The following is a 16,694-nucleotide window of genomic DNA, read 5'->3' as shown; positions in this document are numbered from 1 at the left end:
CCTTCTCAGCTCGTTCGCGTGGCGGTGCCCCGGCGGCCGGCCCACACATTGATCAGCACCGCGCCGACGATGATCACGCCGCGGATGACGTCCTGCAGGAACGAGTCGACACCGAGCAGGACGAGCCCGTTGCCGATCACGGTGATGAAGATGACGCCGAGCAGGGTGCCCAGCAGCGATCCGCGGCCACCCGCGAGGGCCGTGCCGCCGATCACCACGGCGGCGATGACATCGAACTCCAGACCGCTGGCCGCGCTTCCCGAGCCGGCGCCGAGACGGGCCGCGAGCAGGATGCCGGTGATGGCCGACAGCAGGCCGGTGGTGGCGAAGAGGATGACGCGGACCCGCGTGAGGCTGATACCGGCGAGCATCGCCGCCGATGCGTTGCCGCCGATCGCGTAGATCGCGCGTCCGTAGGCGGTGTACTTGGCGATGTAGACGAAGACGCCGAAGAGCACGAGCATGACGATCGCCGCGGTGGGCACGCCCAGGATCGAGCCGCCCAGCAGGTCCAGCAGATCGCTCTGCGGGAGCACGACCGGGAGCGCGCTCGTCAGGTAGAGGCCCAGACCGCCGAGTACGCTCCAGAGGCCGAGTGTGGTGATGAACGATGGCACCCCGAACTGGGCACGCAGCCAGCCGGCGACGGCACCCCAGGCGATCCCCGCCAGCAGGGTCAGCACGATCGCCCCGACGACTCCGAGCCCCCAGTCGGCGCTGCCCATCGCGACCAGGACGGACGCGAAGGCGACCGCGGGGCCGATGCTGATGTCGATCTCACCGGCGATGATGACCAGCGTGACGCCCCACGCGGCGATCCCGATCGTGGCGGCATCGCGCAGGATGCCGAGCTGGTTGCCGGTGTTGAGGAAGCCCGCGGCGGTGACGCCGAGGACGACGTAGAGCACGGCGATGGCGACGACGAGGCCGATCTCGTTGAGGCGCGTGCCCTGCAGCCAGGATCCGCGGTCGCGGGCCGGGGCGGCCGATGCGGTGGTGGTAGTCATGTCTGCTCTCTCGTTCTGCTGAGGGGGTCAGTCGGTGGTCATGGCGGCCGCGACGACCGCGTCGGTCGTGATCTCGTCGCCGGTCAGCTCGCCGGCGACGCGCCCGTGGCGCATGACGACGACGCGATCGCAGACGAGGGGAAGCTCCTCGAGCTCACCGGAGACGAAGACGACGGCAGCGCCCTCGTCGGCCAGCTGCCGGATGAGGCGGTAGATCTCGTCCTTGGCCTGGACGTCGACACCGCGGGTCGGTTCGTCGAGCAGCAGCACCCGGCTCCCGGCATGCAACCAGCGCCCGATCACGGCCTTCTGCTGGTTACCGCCGCTGAGGTTGACGATGGGAGTGGACGAACGCGCCGTGGAGATCGACAGCCGGTCGATGAGGCCGCGGGCGGCCTGGCGCAGCCGATTCCAGCTGATCGTTGGCCCGGAGCTGACCTGGCGGTAGTCGGCGAGGACGAGATTCTCGTCGACGCCGAGCAGCGGGACGATCGCGCTGCTCTTGCGATCCTCCGGTGTCATGCCGATCCCGAGCCGCTTCATCCCGCGGGCCGTCACGGACCCGACGCGCCGTCCGGCGACGTGGACCTCCCCCGCGCCGATCGGATCGAAGCCGGCGACGGCGCGCAGGGTCTCGCTGCGCCCAGAGCCCATGAGCCCGGCGAGTCCGAGGACCTCGCCCGCATAGACATCGAAGCCGACGTCCTCCACTTTCGGAGCGACGACGAGATCGCGCACGCTCAGCAGCGGTTCGGCGGTCCGGTCGATGGGGCGCAGATCGGGGCGGCGCTGCTCTTGGGCCGCGTCGCCCAGCATGAGCTCGACCACCCGCGCCGTCGAGACATCCTCGAGGTCCACGGTCTCGACCACACGGCCGTCGCGCATGACCGTCGCGCTGGTGGCCACCTGGCGGATCTCGTCCAGCCGGTGGCTGACGTAGATCACGGCGACACCGGTCTCGGCGATGCGGCGCACCGTGCGCAGCACGACGGCGACCTCGCCGGCAGCCAGCGCGCTGGTGGGCTCGTCGAGGATGAGCAGGCGCGGCGAGCGTCGCACGGCACGGCAGATCTCGACGAGCTGCTGTTCGGCGATCGAGAGCTGGCCGACGGTGGTGTGCACGTCGATCGCGAGGCCGAGCTCGTGGAGCACCTCGCGGGCGGACCGCGCCATCTGCGCGTAGTCGACCCGTCCTCCGCTGCGCGGCCAGGCGCCGAGGAACATGTTCTCGGCGACCGTCAGCTGCGGGACGAGGCTCAGCTCCTGGTGCACGGTCTCCACGCCGAGCTCGGCGGCCCGGCGAACGCCTCCGTCGAGCTGCTCGCCGGCGATCCGCACCGCACCGGCATCCGGGGTCTCGACACCGGCGAGCAGGCGAATGAGGGTGGACTTGCCGGCGCCGTTGCGTCCGAGCAGGGCCCGCACCTCGCCGGTGTGGATCGTGACATCGGCATCGGTGAGCGCCTGCACGCCCGCGTAGTGCTTGGTGAGACCACGAACGTCCGCGACGATCGTGTCAGTCGTTGTGCTCACGGGTTCTTCCTCGGTCGTAGGGACGGACGGGGCGCGGCGATCACGGGATGCCATCGGGGTGGGTGTCGATCCAGTCCGCTCCGGAGTCGGCGGTCGCGTACTCGTCGATCGGAGCGGGGATCACCAACTCGTCGGGCTCGTCACCAGCGAGGATCTGCAAGGCGGTCTCCGCCGCGAGCTCGCCGACCTTGATGCCGGAGATATCGGTGACGCCCTTGAGGATCGAGTTGTCATGGAGCATCTGCGCCGCCTGGGTGCTCATGTCGCCGCCGAAGACCACGACCTCGCCCTCCAGCCCGCGGGCGCCGATGGCCCGGACCGCGCCGATCATCTGCGACCCCGCCTCGCCGTAGAAGGCGTCGACATCCGGATGCGCGGTGAGGATCTGCTCGGCCCGCTCGACGGCGGCGTCGAGGGTCAGTCCCTCCTGGTTGGCGACGATCTGCGCACCGGGCACACGTTCGAGCAGCGCCGCCTCGAAGCCCTCGCGGCGCTGGATGCAGACCTCGAACTGCTCGCAGTTGACGACCGCGACCTGCGGATCGTCGATGCCCTGCTCGATGAAGTAGTCGCCCATCTGGCGGCCCGACGCCGCCCCGAACTCCGTCGGATCGCCGAGGATGTAGCCCGAGACGTACTTCTCGGCGGCCTCGTCCTCGATGCAGGTGTTGTAGCAGATCACCGGAACATCGTTGTCGTGTGCAAGCCGGATCGCGGGGATCGACGCCGTCGCCGAGGCCGGCGACAGGATCAGGGCATCGGCCTGCACCGAGGAGATCGTGTCGACGAAGGTGCTCTCGCGGGACGCATCGGACTGGATATTGGTGGCGATGAGCTGCGGGTCGCGATCGGCGGCGTCGAAGGTCGCCTCCAGGCCGCGCTGTACGCCCGCGTAGTAGCCCTCGGCGTTGAGGTAGACCACGCCGACCCGTCCGTTCGCTCCCACCTGCTGCCCGCAGCCCGCCAGGACGGCCATCGCCAGCACCAGCAGGCCGGCAGCGGAGATCTTGATCGTTTCGCGCATGTGTCCTCTTGTGTCACGGGTGTCACCTTCGGACACCAGTGTGATGACGGACACGGCCCATGTCAAGATTAATTACTAATTAATGTTTTTATCGCGAATGGGGAGACTGCGAGGCGCCCGCAGGCACCGGTGTACGGTTCACCTGAAACCCCTCACCGTCTGGAGGCAGCCGTGTTCGCCCATCGAGTGCCACCGTGGGTGACCATCGCCGTCATCTCCTGCGGCGGTCTCGTCTCGGCGATGCAGTTCACGTTGATCATCCCGCTGATCGCCGACCTCCCCGGACTGCTCGATGTCACCACCGAGGACGCCTCCTGGCTGATCACCGCCACCATCCTCTGCTCCGCGGTGTCCACGCCCATCGTCGCCCGCATGGCCGACATGTACGGCAAACGCCGGATGCTCATGGTCGTGCTCACGATCATGGTGATCGGCTCGGTGATCTGTGCCCTCGAGGCCGGCTTCGCGATGCTCATCCTCGGCCGGGCCATGCAGGGCTTCGCGGCCTCGCTGATCGCCGTGGGCATCAGCATCCTGCGCGACGAGCTGCCGAAGGAGCGCGTGGGCACGGCGGTCGCCCTGATGAGCGCCACCATGGGCATCGGCTCCGGCCTCGGCCTGCCGCTGTCCGGCGTGCTCTACCAGCACCTGGGCTGGCACTCGATCTTCTGGTTCAGCGCCGTGGCCGGGCTCGTGCTCGTCATCACGATCGCCCTGTTCATCGACGAGTCCTCGGTGCGCACATCGGGTCGCTTCGACATCCTCGGCGCGATCCTCTTCTCGATCGCCATCGTCGCCCTCCTGCTCCCGCTCACGAAGGCCGGACAGTGGGGCTGGGACAGCCCGCTCGTGCTCGGACTCCTCGGCCTCTCGGCGCTCACCCTGGTGATCTGGTTCCCCACCCAGCTGCGCCGCAGCCAGCCGATGGTGGACCTGCGGATCGCCCGCCAGCGCACCGTGCTGACCACCAATATCGCCTCGCTCTTCGTCGGCTTCGCGATGTTCGCCAATATGATGCTGACGACGCAGTCGCTGCAACTGCCCGTCGCCAGCGGGGCCGGACTCGGGCTCGACGCCGGCACAGCCGGTCTCGCGATGATTCCCATGGGCCTGGTGATGGCCGCGATGGCGCCGATCACCGGCCGCCTCCTCGATCGCATCGGCGGGCGTCTCACCCTGATCCTCGGCGCAGGGGTCATGGCCGTCGGCTACGCCGCCCGCGTGCCTTTCTCCGAATCGGTCCTCCAGGTGATCATCGGCTCGACCGTGGTCGGCGCCGGCACCGCGATCGCCTTCGCCTCATTGCCCACCCTCATCATGAGCGCCGTGCCGATCACCGAGACCGCGTCGGCCAACGGCCTCAACACCCTCGTCCGCACCCTCGGATCCTCCGTCGCGAGCGCGGGCTGCGCGGCGATCCTCGCGGCGAGCGTCGCCGAGGTCGGCGGGACCCTCCTGCCGACCCGTGCCGGCATCGATGCGGTGGCCTGGACGTCCGCCGTCATCGCCACGATCGCGGTCTTCCTCGCCCTGGCCATCCCGGCCGCCCGCCCGACCACCTCCGCCGCCCGCGGCAGCGAGGCGCAGGGGCAGGAGGTCGTCGTGCGCGGCGAGGTGGTCTTCCCCGGCTCTGAACGCGAGCGCCCCTCCCTCGTGTCGGTCCTGACCCTCGATGGCGACCAGGTCGACTGGAGCCCCACCGGACCGGACCGCTGCTACTCCGTCGTCCTCCCGGGAGCGGGCACCTATGTCTTCACCGTGAACGCCCTTGGCTGGAGCCCCGCGTCCCGGGTCGTCGACTACGCCGGACACGGGGCAGGGCCGGTGCTGCGCCTCGGCGAGGAGCTGACCCTCCACGGCTGCGTCACCCACGCGGGCGAACCCTGTGGCGACGCGACCGTGGCCCTCGCCCACGGGTCCGGCGGACTCGTCCAGACCACGAGGTGCGACGAACACGGACGCTATCGCGTGCCACTGCCCGGCGCGGGGCCCTATGTGGTCACGGCCGTCCGGCCCAGCAGCCGCGATGCCGCCTCACGCAAACTCGTCGTCGGCGTCGAAAGCATCCGCTTCGACATCGAGCTCGCGAAGGACCCGGCCGAGGTGTCCGCGGACCACTGACCTCCCGTCAGCCGTGCACCGGCTTGGCGTTCACCGGGGGCACTCCGACCTCGTGGACGGTGTGGCCCGTACAAAGGCTCTTAGTGACGCTGGCCCGCTCGATGTGCGAGACCGTGAACCACCGCATCGCGTCGCGCAGTCGGCACCAGCCGACCAGGTACCACTGGCCGCTTCTGGAGGCGAACAGCACAGGCTCGACATCACGGGTGGTCGCGGCGCCCCCTCGCGAGGTGTACCGGATGCGGATCACCCGTTGTTCGACCATCGCCTCCTCCAGCGCCGACCTGACGGCCCGCGAGGCTGAGGGAGGTGCGTCGACCCAGATGCGGTCGGCCAGCTGATCGGCACGCCCTCGGGTCCTGGGATCGAGGACATCCACGATCTTCCGAACCCCGGCCGCCGCCAGATCCGCGTAGGGGGTATCGGGTGCGGCCGACACGGCCGCCATGAGCGCCACAGCCTGCGCCGAGGACAGGCTGACCGGCGGCAGGGAGGTGCCTGCGGTCACCCCATATCCACCACCTGGGCCGGGACGAGACCAGATCGGCGTGCCGCTCTTCTCCAGCGCATCGAGATCCCGCTTGACCGTGCGCGCGGAGACCTCGAACTCCCTCGCCAGCCTTTCGGCGGAGACGCCTCGCGCGCCGCTGCGGCGCAGCATCTCGGAGAGGGCATGGAGCCGTTCGGCGCGTTTCACCGCTCGGACCTCGGCACATTCATGACATAGATAGTGACATCCCGTTGTCCGCAGGGACTACGAGAGTGTTGTCATGGCAACCGAAACGAATAACCCGATCATCGTCCTCGTCGCCGGCCACTGGCTCGGCGCCTGGGCCTGGGACGAGGTCCTCGACCATCTGGAGACCGACCACGCTCGCGCCGCCGCGATCACGCTTCCCGGCCTCGACGGGGACGACCCCGCTCGTACGACCAGGACCCTCGACGACCAAGCCCGAGCAATCACCGACCCCCTCGCCCGACTCGATGTCTCGAAGGAGCAGCCCGCGACCCTCGTCGCTCACAGCGGAGCCAATGCCCCCGTCAGCCTCGTCCTCGACCGGCATCCTGAGCTCGTCCATCGCGTGGTGTGGGTCGACTCCGGCCCGATGGCGACCGGAAGCGCCTTCGCCGCGGACTTCCCCGAGGACATGGCCGAGCTTCCCCTTCCGCCCTTCGAGGTCCTCTCACAGCAGGCGAGCCTCGACGGCCTGAGCACGGAGGCCCTCGACCAGTTCCGCTCCAGGGCAGTCCCCGAGCCGGGCCCCGTGCTGCGCCAGACCGTCGAGCTCACGAATGATGCCCGCCATGATGTCCCGACCACGCTGGTGTGCTGCTCGATATCGAGCGCGCAGGTCCTGGACCTGGCTCGAGAAGGACATCCTCTGTTCGCCGAGGTCGCGAAACTCCGGACCATCGACGCCATCGATCTCCCGACGGGCCATTGGCCGATGTGGAGCCGCGCCCGCGACCTCGCCGAGGTCATCGGGTCTGCGGCAACGCACACCGGCTGACCTGCGCCGATGATCCAGAACGGGCCAGCCGGATCCGGCTGGCCCCTTCTCGACGTCGACCGATTCAGCGGTTAACGGTTCAACTCCCGCTTGAGGATCTTGCCGGTCGCCCCCTTCGGCAGGGCGTCGATGATCCGCACCTCACGCGGGTACTTATAGGCCGCCAACCGTTCACGGCAGAACTCGACGATCTCCTCGGGCGCAGCCTCCGCCCCCGGCGAGAGCGCCACGAAGGCCAGGATCTCCTCGCCGAGCCGCTCGTCGGGGCGGCCGACCACCGCGGCCTCGGCGATCGCGGGATGCTCGTAGAGCACCTCCTCGACCTCACGCGGGTACACGTTGTACCCGCCGCGGATGACGAGGTCCTTGAGCCGGTCTACGACGAAGAAGTAGCCCTCCTCGTCGCGATAGCCGAGATCGCCGGTGCGGAACCAACCGTCCCGCAGCGCGGCCGCGGTCGCCTCCGGGCGGTTGAAGTAGGCCTTCATCACGTTGTGCCCGCGAATGACGATCTCACCGACATGCTCCTCCCCCGGCGGCAGCTCGGTGCCCTCGGGATCGAGGATCCTGACCTCCACACCCCAGATCGGCTTGCCGATCGAGAGCACCTTACGCTCGGCGGCGCTCACATTGAAGGTCGTCGTGCTCGCGGTCTCCGACAGGCCGTAGCCCTCCAGGACGACCACGCCGGGGAACTTCTCCTCGAAGGCGCGGATCACCTCGCCGGGGATCGAGGCCCCGCCCGAGACCGCCGAACGCAGGCTCGACAGATCACGACCCGCCACCTCCTCCTGCAGCAAGGCGAAGTACATCGTCGGCACACCGGAGAAGATCGTGACCCGATGCCGTTCGATCGCGTCGAGCACCGCTGTCGCCTCGAAACGCGGCACCAGCACCATCGAGGCGCCGAACCGCACCGAGATGTTCAGGACACTCGACAGCCCGAAGACGTGGAACAGCGGCAGCACCGCCATCGACACGTCATCGGGACGCAGCTCGAACAGCTCCCCAGCCACCGTGCAGTTCATATAGAGCTGGAAGTGCGTGAGCTCCGCGCCCTTGGGCTGTCCCGTGGTGCCGCTCGTGTAGAGGATCACCGCGGTGTCATCGGGCGACATCGCCCGGATATCGCCGGTGTCCTCCTCGGCGAGGAGTCGCTCGAAGGGCTCGGCACCTTGCGCCTCACCACCGACCACGAAGACGCCGACCTCGTGATCGACACCGGCCGCCCCGCCGAGCGCCGCCTCCGCGAAGGACTCGTAGGTCACCAGCGCCCGCGCCCCGCTGTCGGACAGGAAGTAGGCGATCTCGCGGGGCGTGAGCAGCGGGTTCAGCGGCACCATCCGCAGGCCGGACTTGAGGATGCCGAAGTAGGCGATCAGGAACTGCGGCACATTCGGCAGCTGCACGGCCACCGCCTCGCCGGGAGCGAAGCCACGGGCCAGCAAGGTCGCCGCGAACCGGCCCGAGGCCCCGTCGACCTGGGCGAAGGTCAGCGACTGGTCACCGATATGGACGAGGGGCTTGTCCGGGGTCGCGACAGCGGACTCGCGCAGCATCGTCGCCAGGTTGAAGGACACCGGGTCACCGCCCCTCGAGGAACCGACGGGGCACGTCGTTGAGCATCGTGTCGATCTGCTCCTGCGTGACCCCGCGCTCCAGCACATACGGGAAGACGTCCTCGAACAGGTGCGTGTAGTGCCACTGCGGCAGGAAGGCCATCACCTCCGGATCGACCCAGTCGATATAGCAGGAGGCGTCCTGGGAGAGCACCATCTGGTCGGTGTACCCCCGCTCGACCATCGCGATGAGGGTGTCGGCACGGGCCTCGAAGGTGGTGTCGAGGTTGATGCCGAAGCGGTCCATGCCCAGCACGAAGCCCAGGTCGGCCAGCTCGGCGAGGTGGTCCACGTCCGTGGTGTCGCCGCTGTGTCCGAGCACGATGCGCCGCGGATCGACACCCTCCTCGTCGCACAGGATCCGCTTGACCTCCAGGCCTGCCTTGGTGTCGGGGTGCGTGTGCACGGTGATTGGCGTGCCCGTCTGGTGGTGGGCCGCGGCGATCGCGCGCATGATCCGCTCGACACCGGGCGTCGCGCCCGGGGCGTCGATGGCGCACTTGAGCATGCCGGCCTTGACCCCGGTACCGGCGATGCCCTCGCGGATGTCGCTGAGGAACATGTCCACCATCGGCTCGGGCACCTCGGCACCGACGGCGTCGTTCAGCGCCGGTCCGCGGTAGTGGAAGTAGTGCGGCACGTCCTCATAGGTGTAGACCCCCGTCGCGACGATGAGCTGGATCGGCACCCTCGCCGCGATCTCCTGGATCCGCGGGATGTAACGCCCGAGCCCGATCACGGTCGGATCGACGATCGTCCGCACCCCGGCGTCGTACGCGCGCTGGAGCTTGGCGACGGCGTCCTCGACCCGCTCGGATTCCGACCCCCATTCCTCGGGGAAATTGGCCTGGATCTCCGGGCTCAGCACGAACACATGCTCGTGCATCAGGGTGACACCGAGTTCGGCGGTGTCGACGGGCCCTCGGACGGTCTGGATCTCGGACATGAGCACTCCTTCGCAGGCAGGACGATGCGATGACTATCGCACGCCAGTGACCCCGGTCACAGGGCGGAGGTGCCTCGTGTGTCGCGTACGCCGTCAGCGCAGGAACCGCAGGACGGCGCTGACCCGACGATGCGCCGCGTCGTCATCGGGATAGAGGTCGAGCTTGGCGAAGATCCGCTGGGTGTGCTTCTCGACCGCAGCGACCGAGACGAACAACGCCGCGGCGATCGCCGCATTCGACTTGCCCTCCGCCATGCCCGAGAGCACCTCGCGCTCGCGCGGGGTGAGACCGGCCAGCGGGTCGTGGTTGCGGCCCATCAGCTGACGCACCACGAGCGGATCGAGAACGGTCCCCCCGTCCGCCACATTGGCAAGTGCCTCGAAGAACATGTCGAGGTCGCTGACCCGGTCCTTGAGCAGGTAGCCGACGCCCGCGTCGCCCGTGGCCAGCAGCTCGTCGGCATAGGACAACTCGACGTACTGCGAGAGCACCAGCAGTCGGGCCTCGGGACGCGACTGGCGCACCTCCACGGCCGCGCGCAACCCCTCGTCGCTGTGGCTCGGGGGCATCCGGACGTCGACGATCCCGAGGTCCGGGCGCTCGTCGAGCATCGCGGTCACGAAGGCGGGTCCGTCACCGACGGCGGCGACGACCTTGTGGCCGGCGTCGGCGAGGACCAGCTGAAGCCCCTCGCGCAGCAGGACCGAGTCGTCCGCGATCACGATCCTCATCGGCGGTCCACGGGGATCCGCGCGACGACCGCCGTCGGCCCGCCCTCGGGAGAGGACACCTCCAGGGCGCCGTCGACGGCCGCGAGCCGCTGCCGGAGCCCCGCCAGGCCGAGCCCCTTGGCCGGGTGCGCTCCCCCGATGCCGTCATCCTCGACCCGGACGAGGAGGTCGTCGCCGTCCGCGGCCACCGTCACGCTCGCGGACGACGCACCACTGTGCTTGCCGACATTGGCGAGCGCCTCGGCCACGACGAAATAGGCGGCGGTCTCGACGTGCGGCGCCAGCCCGTCCACCGCCCGGGTCGTCACGGTCACCGGCACGATGCTCTGCACCGCCAGCTCCCGTACCGCCGCCGACAGGCCCCGGTCGACCAGAAGCGGCGGCGCGATGCCACGCGAGAGCGACCGCAGCTCGGCCACGGTCTCCCGCGCCTGCATGAGCGCGTCGTCGATCCGCTGCGCCGCCAGCTCCGGGTCCTCCGACACCTGCCGCTTGGCGCGCCCGAGGTCCATCGTCAGCCGGACCAGGCGCTGCTGCGGCCCGTCGTGGATGTCCCGTTCGAGCCGGCGCAGGGACTCGGCCTCGGCGTCGCGGGCGGCCGCACGCCCGTCCTCCGCGCGCGCGACCTCGCCCTGCAGCTCGGCGCGACTGCACAGCAGCACCGCAGCCAGGCTCGCGTGCAGCAGCGCACCGGCCCGGACCGCCAGCGGCAGCGTCACCAGGAACAGGACGCCGAGCACCAGGTTCAGCCAGCTCTCGGCCGCGCGGCCCTCGCCGAGGCCGAGCAGCTCGGCCAGACCGGTTCCCTCATCGTCGACCGGGATCCAGCGTTGCCAGAACCAGTAGGTGAGTCCGCCGAGCGCGCCGACCCACCAGACGACGGTCAGAGCGAAGGCGAAGGTCCCGGTGATCCAGCCGATCACGCCCCAGACGATGTCGAGCCAGGTCTGCGGGTCCCGCAGCGGTGTGAGGCAGCGGCGCCAGAGACCGTCGTCCGGGCGGGACCGCAGGTAGCGGGGCGTGGGCGCCTCACGGCCCAGCATGGACCGCAGCCGCTGCCGCTCTGCCGCGGCGAAGCCCCGCGCCACGATGGCGGCCAGCGCCAGGACGAGGACCCCGCCGACGACCACGATCAGCGCCAGTCCGAGTGCGGTCAGGGAGAGCACCAGCACCAGCGCCACGATGCCGAGCACGATCGCGCTCAGGCCGTAGGCGGTCTCGAGCAGCACCCGACGGGCGCCCCGTGGGGGCGCGAGAGTGGTCGGCGCTGTCGTCGGCGGTGTCACGGTCTCGGCCATGTCTCAACCCTAGGAACGGGAAGGCCCGATGACGATCGGGTTGTCCCGACACTTCGGAGCGGTCCCCGCGGCGAACGCCGGACGGACGATGATGCTTTCCGGCTGCCATGACGACCGCACTGCATCATCATCGGTCCCGCAGCGCGCATCCGTCCCGCAGCGCGTCGGGGCCGGCCGGTGGGCGATGTATCAGCTGTGCCACTTCTCGAAGCCGAGGACGATGAGGCGCATCTGCCGGCGCGCGCCTTCCTTGATCTGCGCCTCCAGGTCAGGCCGTCCGTCGGGCATCTCGACGACCTCCTCGGCATTCGCGACCATATTGCGCACGAACAGCCGGGCCACCATGTGGACGTCGTCGCTGCTCCAGTTCTCGATATTGGGCAGCCGCGCGAGCACCACCGAGAGCTCGGACACGAAGAGGTCGAGCTCGTGGGCGATCGCCTCACGCACCGCGGCCGACCCGCCGACCCGCTCACGAGCCACGAAGGCGAAGTGTGCCTTGTGCTCCTTGACCGCCTCGACCAGCACGTCCGCGGCGGCATCGATGATCCGGTTGAAGACATCCGGGTCGCGCTGCGCATCGCGGATCATCCGCCGCAGCGTGGCGAAGGATCGCTCGACCAGAGCGAGCCCGAGATCGTCCATCGACGCGAAGTGCCGGTAGAAGGCCGCCGGCACGACCCCGGCCTCCTTAGCGACCTGCCGCAGGCTGATCTGCGCGAAGCCGCTGCGCTGGCTCAATTCGAGCGCCGCATCGAGCAGGGCCGCACGGGTGCGCTCCTTCTGCTCCTGGCGTGAAAGCGCGGCCGAATCGGACATGCCCCCACAGTAGATGGTTGGTACGCGGGCCCCGCCCCTGCATAGCCCTGCGACAGCGTCGGCGAGAGTGTCGGGGCTTGGCTCTGCTCGCCCGCACGAAAGATGTGCTTTCGTGGTTGCCATAGCGACCACCCAGGCACATCCTTCGTGAGCGGCCGACGCAGGATGTGCGTCTGCGGTTGCCCCAGCAGCCACGAAAGCACATCCTCCGTCAGCAGCGGCCCGGCCGATACCTCCCGGTGAGTGACGCACCTCTGCACAAGCGGGGCGGTGGGCTACGCACGTCTCAACTCGATCGAGAGGTGCGCAGGTCACCGCCCCGCCGAGGGAGAGGTGCGCAGGTCACCGCCCCGCCGAGGGAGGGGTGCGCAGGTCACCGCCCCGCCGAGGGAGGGGTGCGCAGGTCACCGCCCACCCACGTCACTAGGCGGGAGGTCTCGCCTCCCCGCTCCGGCGAGCGAGCACGCTGCCGAGCCCGGAGGCGGCCGCCTTCACCGAGGAGACATGGGCCTCGGGCCTGAACCGGCCCACAGGGCCCGTGACGCTGATCGCCGCGACCGCGCCGCGCCCATCGACATCGAGCACCGCGGAGGCCACGCACAGCAGGCCCGTCGTCGACTCCTCCCGTTCAAAGGCCACGCCGGTCTCGACCACGGCCACGAGCTGGCTCGCCAGCAGCCCGGGCGCCACCACGGTCCGGGGTGTGCGGCGCGGCAACGGGGACTCCAGCACGCTCCGCCGCAGCTCGGCATCGCCGTAGGCCAGCAGGGCCTTGCCGATCGCGGTGCAGTGCAGCGGCATGCGGCCGCCGGTCCGCGACGGCGAGCGCGCCTGCCGGTGGCCGCCGATCTTGGCCACGTAGACCACCTCGTGGCCGTCGAGCACACCGAGGTGCACCATCTCGTGGGTGCGCTCGTAGAGGTCCTGAAGGAAGGGCATGGCGACCTCCAGCAGCCCGCGCTCCACCGCCGCTCGCATCCCGAGCTCGAAGAGCGTCCCCGAGAGCCGGTAGCCCGCGGAGGTCCGCTCGAGCAATCGGTGCCGCGTCATGTCGCCGGCGACCCGGTGGACGGTGGTCTTCGGCAGGTCGGTGCGCCGGGCGAGCTCGGCGAGGCTGACCTGGGTCTCGGTGGCCGAGAACGCCTCCAGGATCGCCATGACCTTGCCCAGGACCGTGTCCAGCTCGTGCGTCATGCGCTCAGCGTACCGCTGAGTGGAACGCCGAGATGGACCCGCCGAGGCGCCGCCCAGCAGGCTGAGCTCCATGGACAACACACCCTCGACCGGGATCGCCGAGGCGGCGGATCGACTGCGCGGAGCGCTGCGCACCGGCCGGCCCACCACCCCGGTGCGCGATCTCATCGGCAGCGACGACATCTCGGCCGCGTACGCGACGCAGCGGCTGGTGAACGCCGACCGGCTCGCGGCCGGTGTGACGGTCGTCGGGCGCAAGATCGGCCTGACCTCCCCGGCGGTCCAGCGCCAGCTCGGTGTGGACCGTCCCGACTTCGGTGTGCTGTTCGAGGACATGGCCTACGACGACGGCGCCACGATCGACTTCGCGCAGGTCATGCAGCCCAAGGTCGAGGCCGAGGTGGCCTTCGTTCTGGATGCCGATCTGGCCGAGGGGCCCCTGGACGCCGCGCAGGTCCGCGCCGCCATCGGCCGGGTCCATCCCGCGCTCGAGATCTGTGGGAGCCGGATCGCGAACTGGGACATCACCTTCGGCGACACCGTCGCCGACAATGCCTCGGCGGGCGCCTACGTCCTCGGCACCGGACACCGCTCCTTGGACGAGGTCGAGCCGCGCGAGGTGACGATGCGGATGACGGTCGACGGCACCGAGGTCTCCTCCGGCGACGGCACCGCCTGTCTCGGCGATCCGATCGAGGCCGTCGTCTGGCTGGCCCGCCAGGTGCGCGGCCTCGGAGCGCCTCTCCGCGCCGGGGAGGTCGTCCTGTCCGGCGCCCTCGGCCCCATGCACGCCGTCGGACCCGGCGACACCGTGACCGCGACGCTCTCCGGCCTCGGCGAGGTCACCATCGGCTTCAGTCCCTCCTCCGCCCAGTAAGGACCACCATGCAGAGAACCAAGGTCGCCGTCATCGGATCGGGCAATATCGGCACCGACCTGATGATCAAGGTGCTGCGTTCGCACCACCTCGAGATGAGCGCGATGGTCGGCATCGACCCCGACTCCGATGGGCTCGCCCGCGCCCGGCGCCACGGCGTGGCCACCACGCACGAGGGCGTGGCCGGGCTCCTCGCGCTGCCCGATGCCGACCAGATCGACATCGTCTTCGACGCGACCAGCGCCAAGGCCCACGTCGCCAACGCCGAGGCTCTGCCGGGCAAGCGCATGATCGACCTCACCCCTGCCGCGATCGGCCCGTATGTCGTGCCGGCGGTCAACCTCGAGCAGCACCTCGACGCCCCCGATGTCAACATGGTGACCTGCGGCGGCCAGGCGACGATTCCCATCGTCGCGGCCATCAGCCAGGTCGCCGATGTCGGCTACGCCGAGATCGTCGCCTCGATCGCCTCCCGCAGCGCCGGACCCGGCACCCGCGCCAATATCGACGAGTTCACCGAGACCACCTCGTCGGCCATCGTCTCGGTCGGCGGCGCGACCCGCGGCAAGGCGATCATCATCCTCAACCCCGCCGAACCGCCGCTCATCATGCGCGACACGGTCTTCGCGCTCATCGGGGCCGAGGACGGCGATCCGACCGAGAGCATCCGCTCGTCCGTCGAGGCGATGGTGGCCGCGGTCGCCGCCTATGTGCCGGGATACCGGCTCAAACAGCAGGTGCAGGTCAGCCCCGTCCCCGCCGACCAGCCTGTCCAGACCCTCCTCGAGCCGGGCGCCCGGCGCCCGACACATCAGGTGTCGGTCTTCCTCGAGGTCGAGGGGGCCGCCGACTATCTACCGGCCTATGCGGGCAATCTCGACATCATGACCTCCGCCGGCGTCCAGGTCGCGGAGCAGATCGCCATCCGTTCACAGCAGGGAGTCGCCCGATGAGCTCGCCGATCTTCGTCCAGGACGTCACCCTGCGCGACGGGATGCACGCCGTCCGCCACCGCATCGATCCCGCCGACGTCCGACGGATCGTCGCGGCCCTCGACGCCGCCGGAGTCGACGCGATCGAAGTCGCCCACGGCGACGGTCTCGCCGGATCGTCCCTGAACTACGGGCCTGGATCGCACAGCGACTGGGCATGGATCGAGGCCGCCGCCGAGGTGATCGGTAACGCCCGGCTCACCACGCTGCTGCTGCCCGGAGTCGGCACGATCCACGAGCTGAAGACCGCCTGGGACCTGGGCGTGCGTTCCGTGCGGATCGCCACGCACTGCACCGAGGCCGATATCTCCGCCCAGCACATCGCCGCAGCCCGCGAGATCGGCATGGACGTCTCGGGCTTCCTCATGCTCTCGCACATGGCCCCGCCCGAGAAGCTGGCCGAGCAGGCCAAGCTGATGGAGTCCTACGGCGCCCACTGCGTCTACATCACCGACTCCGGCGGACGGTTGACCATGGCCGATGTCGAGGCCCGCGTCCGCGCCTATCGCGACGTGCTCGACCCGGCCACCGAGATCGGCATCCACGCCCACGAGAATCTCTCACTCTCGGTGGCGAACTCCGTCGTCGCCGTCCAGAACGGCGTCTTCCGCGTCGACGCCTCCCTCGCCGGGCACGGCGCCGGGGCCGGGAACTGCCCGATCGAGGCCTTCATCGCGGTCGCGAACCTCTCGGACTTCGAGCACCGCTGCGACCTCTTCGGGCTGCAGGACGCCGCCGATGACCTCGTCCGCCCCTTGCAGGACCGACCGGTCCGGGTCGACCGGGAGACGCTGACCCTCGGCTATGCGGGTGTCTACTCCTCCTTCCTACGGCACGCGGAGAACGCCTCGGCGCGCTACGGGGTCGACGTTCGCGACATCCTCACCGAATGCGGCCAGCGAGGACTCGTCGGCGGCCAGGAGGACATGATCATCGACGTCGCCCTCACCTTGGCGGGCACGCCGTAGGACTCATCGAGAGCCAGGGCGCAGTCGACGGGTGAGCTCCGCGGCGGTGGAGC

15 protein-coding genes are annotated in these 16,694 nt (G+C 69.7%); 5 read left to right on the top strand and 10 right to left on the bottom strand.

Features of this window, described 5'->3' with window-relative positions; all coding sequences use genetic code 11:
• Positions 1–5: 5 nt before the first annotated feature.
• Genes FNM00_RS10800 through FNM00_RS10790 form a run of 3 tightly spaced genes read right to left on the bottom strand, consistent with a single transcriptional unit; the run spans position 6 to position 3,564 of the window.
• On the bottom strand, positions 6–1,007 hold the full coding sequence (locus FNM00_RS10800) for an ABC transporter permease (protein ID WP_143913494.1): 1,002 nt from the start codon (positions 1,005–1,007) through the stop codon (positions 6–8).
• A gap of 27 nt (positions 1,008–1,034) precedes the next feature.
• Entirely contained in the window at positions 1,035–2,540 is a 1,506-nt protein-coding gene (locus FNM00_RS10795) for a sugar ABC transporter ATP-binding protein (protein WP_221933687.1), read from the bottom strand.
• Positions 2,541–2,580: 40 nt separating this feature from the next.
• Positions 2,581–3,564, bottom strand: a complete 984-nt coding sequence (locus FNM00_RS10790) for a substrate-binding domain-containing protein (RefSeq protein ID WP_143913491.1) — start codon at positions 3,562–3,564, stop codon at positions 2,581–2,583.
• A 198-nt stretch (positions 3,565–3,762) separates the two neighbouring features.
• Between FNM00_RS10790 and FNM00_RS10785 the strand changes: the two genes are divergently transcribed.
• Positions 3,763–5,685: an MFS transporter gene (locus tag FNM00_RS10785; protein ID WP_221933686.1), complete on the top strand. Its 1,923-nt coding sequence runs from the start codon at positions 3,763–3,765 to the stop codon at positions 5,683–5,685.
• A gap of 7 nt (positions 5,686–5,692) precedes the next feature.
• Here the strand turns inward: FNM00_RS10785 and FNM00_RS10780 are convergent, their stop codons facing one another.
• Positions 5,693–6,382 (bottom strand): helix-turn-helix transcriptional regulator, encoded by a 690-nt coding sequence (locus FNM00_RS10780; RefSeq protein WP_143913489.1) that lies wholly within the window; start codon positions 6,380–6,382, stop codon positions 5,693–5,695.
• Between the two features lie 73 nt (positions 6,383–6,455).
• Between FNM00_RS10780 and FNM00_RS10775 the strand changes: the two genes are divergently transcribed.
• Positions 6,456–7,196, top strand: a complete 741-nt coding sequence (locus tag FNM00_RS10775) for an alpha/beta fold hydrolase (RefSeq protein WP_143913487.1) — start codon at positions 6,456–6,458, stop codon at positions 7,194–7,196.
• Positions 7,197–7,267: 71 nt separating this feature from the next.
• Here the strand turns inward: FNM00_RS10775 and FNM00_RS10770 are convergent, their stop codons facing one another.
• The 6 genes from FNM00_RS10770 to FNM00_RS10745 form a co-directional block, all read right to left on the bottom strand.
• Positions 7,268–8,776, bottom strand: coding sequence for a long-chain-fatty-acid--CoA ligase (locus tag FNM00_RS10770; protein WP_143913486.1), 1,509 nt, complete (start codon positions 8,774–8,776; stop codon positions 7,268–7,270).
• A gap of 4 nt (positions 8,777–8,780) precedes the next feature.
• Entirely contained in the window at positions 8,781–9,761 is a 981-nt protein-coding gene (locus FNM00_RS10765; RefSeq protein ID WP_143913484.1) for a phosphotriesterase family protein, read from the bottom strand.
• 93 nt (positions 9,762–9,854) lie between these two features.
• Positions 9,855–10,493 (bottom strand): LuxR C-terminal-related transcriptional regulator, encoded by a 639-nt coding sequence (locus FNM00_RS10760; RefSeq protein WP_143913482.1) that lies wholly within the window; start codon positions 10,491–10,493, stop codon positions 9,855–9,857.
• The gene (locus tag FNM00_RS10755) at positions 10,490–11,791 is read right to left on the bottom strand and encodes a sensor histidine kinase (RefSeq protein ID WP_143913480.1); all 1,302 of its coding nucleotides are present in this window, start codon (positions 11,789–11,791) and stop codon (positions 10,490–10,492) included. Before FNM00_RS10755 ends, FNM00_RS10760 begins: the two co-directional genes overlap by 4 nt.
• A 189-nt stretch (positions 11,792–11,980) precedes the next feature.
• Positions 11,981–12,610: a TetR family transcriptional regulator gene (locus FNM00_RS10750; RefSeq protein ID WP_143913478.1), complete on the bottom strand. Its 630-nt coding sequence runs from the start codon at positions 12,608–12,610 to the stop codon at positions 11,981–11,983.
• 423 nt (positions 12,611–13,033) lie between these two features.
• The gene (locus FNM00_RS10745; protein ID WP_143913476.1) at positions 13,034–13,804 is read right to left on the bottom strand and encodes an IclR family transcriptional regulator; all 771 of its coding nucleotides are present in this window, start codon (positions 13,802–13,804) and stop codon (positions 13,034–13,036) included.
• Positions 13,805–13,874: 70 nt separating this feature from the next.
• On the opposite strand from FNM00_RS10745, the gene FNM00_RS10740 reads away from it, so the two are divergent.
• From FNM00_RS10740 to dmpG, 3 genes are read left to right on the top strand one after another with little or no spacing between them, the layout of a single operon-like run.
• Positions 13,875–14,681: a 2-keto-4-pentenoate hydratase gene (locus FNM00_RS10740; RefSeq protein WP_143913474.1), complete on the top strand. Its 807-nt coding sequence runs from the start codon at positions 13,875–13,877 to the stop codon at positions 14,679–14,681.
• An 8-nt stretch (positions 14,682–14,689) separates the two neighbouring features.
• Complete coding sequence (locus FNM00_RS10735) at positions 14,690–15,634, top strand: acetaldehyde dehydrogenase (acetylating) (protein WP_143913472.1); 945 nt, start codon at positions 14,690–14,692, stop codon at positions 15,632–15,634.
• Positions 15,631–16,641, top strand: coding sequence for a 4-hydroxy-2-oxovalerate aldolase (gene dmpG / locus FNM00_RS10730; RefSeq protein ID WP_143913470.1), 1,011 nt, complete (start codon positions 15,631–15,633; stop codon positions 16,639–16,641). Before FNM00_RS10735 ends, dmpG begins: the two co-directional genes overlap by 4 nt.
• Positions 16,642–16,694: the final 53 nt, after the last annotated feature.

The organism is Aeromicrobium piscarium, from assembly GCF_007421815.1.
GTDB lineage: Bacteria > Actinomycetota > Actinomycetes > Propionibacteriales > Nocardioidaceae > Aeromicrobium > Aeromicrobium piscarium.
This window is presented reverse-complemented; position numbering and strand designations above follow the sequence as displayed.

Excerpts from the sequence above, each read along its gene's own strand:
- FNM00_RS10735 (WP_143913472.1), top strand. The coding sequence starts at position 14,690 with ATGCAGAGAACCAAGGTCGCCGTCATCGGATCGGGCAATATCGGCACC.
- FNM00_RS10740 (WP_143913474.1), top strand. The coding sequence starts at position 13,875 with ATGGACAACACACCCTCGACCGGGATCGCCGAGGCGGCGGATCGACTG.
- FNM00_RS10800 (WP_143913494.1), bottom strand. The coding sequence starts at position 1,007 with ATGACTACCACCACCGCATCGGCCGCCCCGGCCCGCGACCGCGGATCC.
- FNM00_RS10755 (WP_143913480.1), bottom strand. The coding sequence starts at position 11,791 with ATGGCCGAGACCGTGACACCGCCGACGACAGCGCCGACCACTCTCGCG.
- FNM00_RS10775 (WP_143913487.1), top strand. The coding sequence starts at position 6,456 with ATGGCAACCGAAACGAATAACCCGATCATCGTCCTCGTCGCCGGCCAC.
- FNM00_RS10760 (WP_143913482.1), bottom strand. The coding sequence starts at position 10,493 with ATGAGGATCGTGATCGCGGACGACTCGGTCCTGCTGCGCGAGGGGCTT.
- FNM00_RS10790 (WP_143913491.1), bottom strand. The coding sequence starts at position 3,564 with ATGCGCGAAACGATCAAGATCTCCGCTGCCGGCCTGCTGGTGCTGGCG.
- FNM00_RS10745 (WP_143913476.1), bottom strand. The coding sequence starts at position 13,804 with ATGACGCACGAGCTGGACACGGTCCTGGGCAAGGTCATGGCGATCCTG.
- FNM00_RS10750 (WP_143913478.1), bottom strand. The coding sequence starts at position 12,610 with ATGTCCGATTCGGCCGCGCTTTCACGCCAGGAGCAGAAGGAGCGCACC.
- dmpG (WP_143913470.1), top strand. The coding sequence starts at position 15,631 with ATGAGCTCGCCGATCTTCGTCCAGGACGTCACCCTGCGCGACGGGATG.
- FNM00_RS10765 (WP_143913484.1), bottom strand. The coding sequence starts at position 9,761 with ATGTCCGAGATCCAGACCGTCCGAGGGCCCGTCGACACCGCCGAACTC.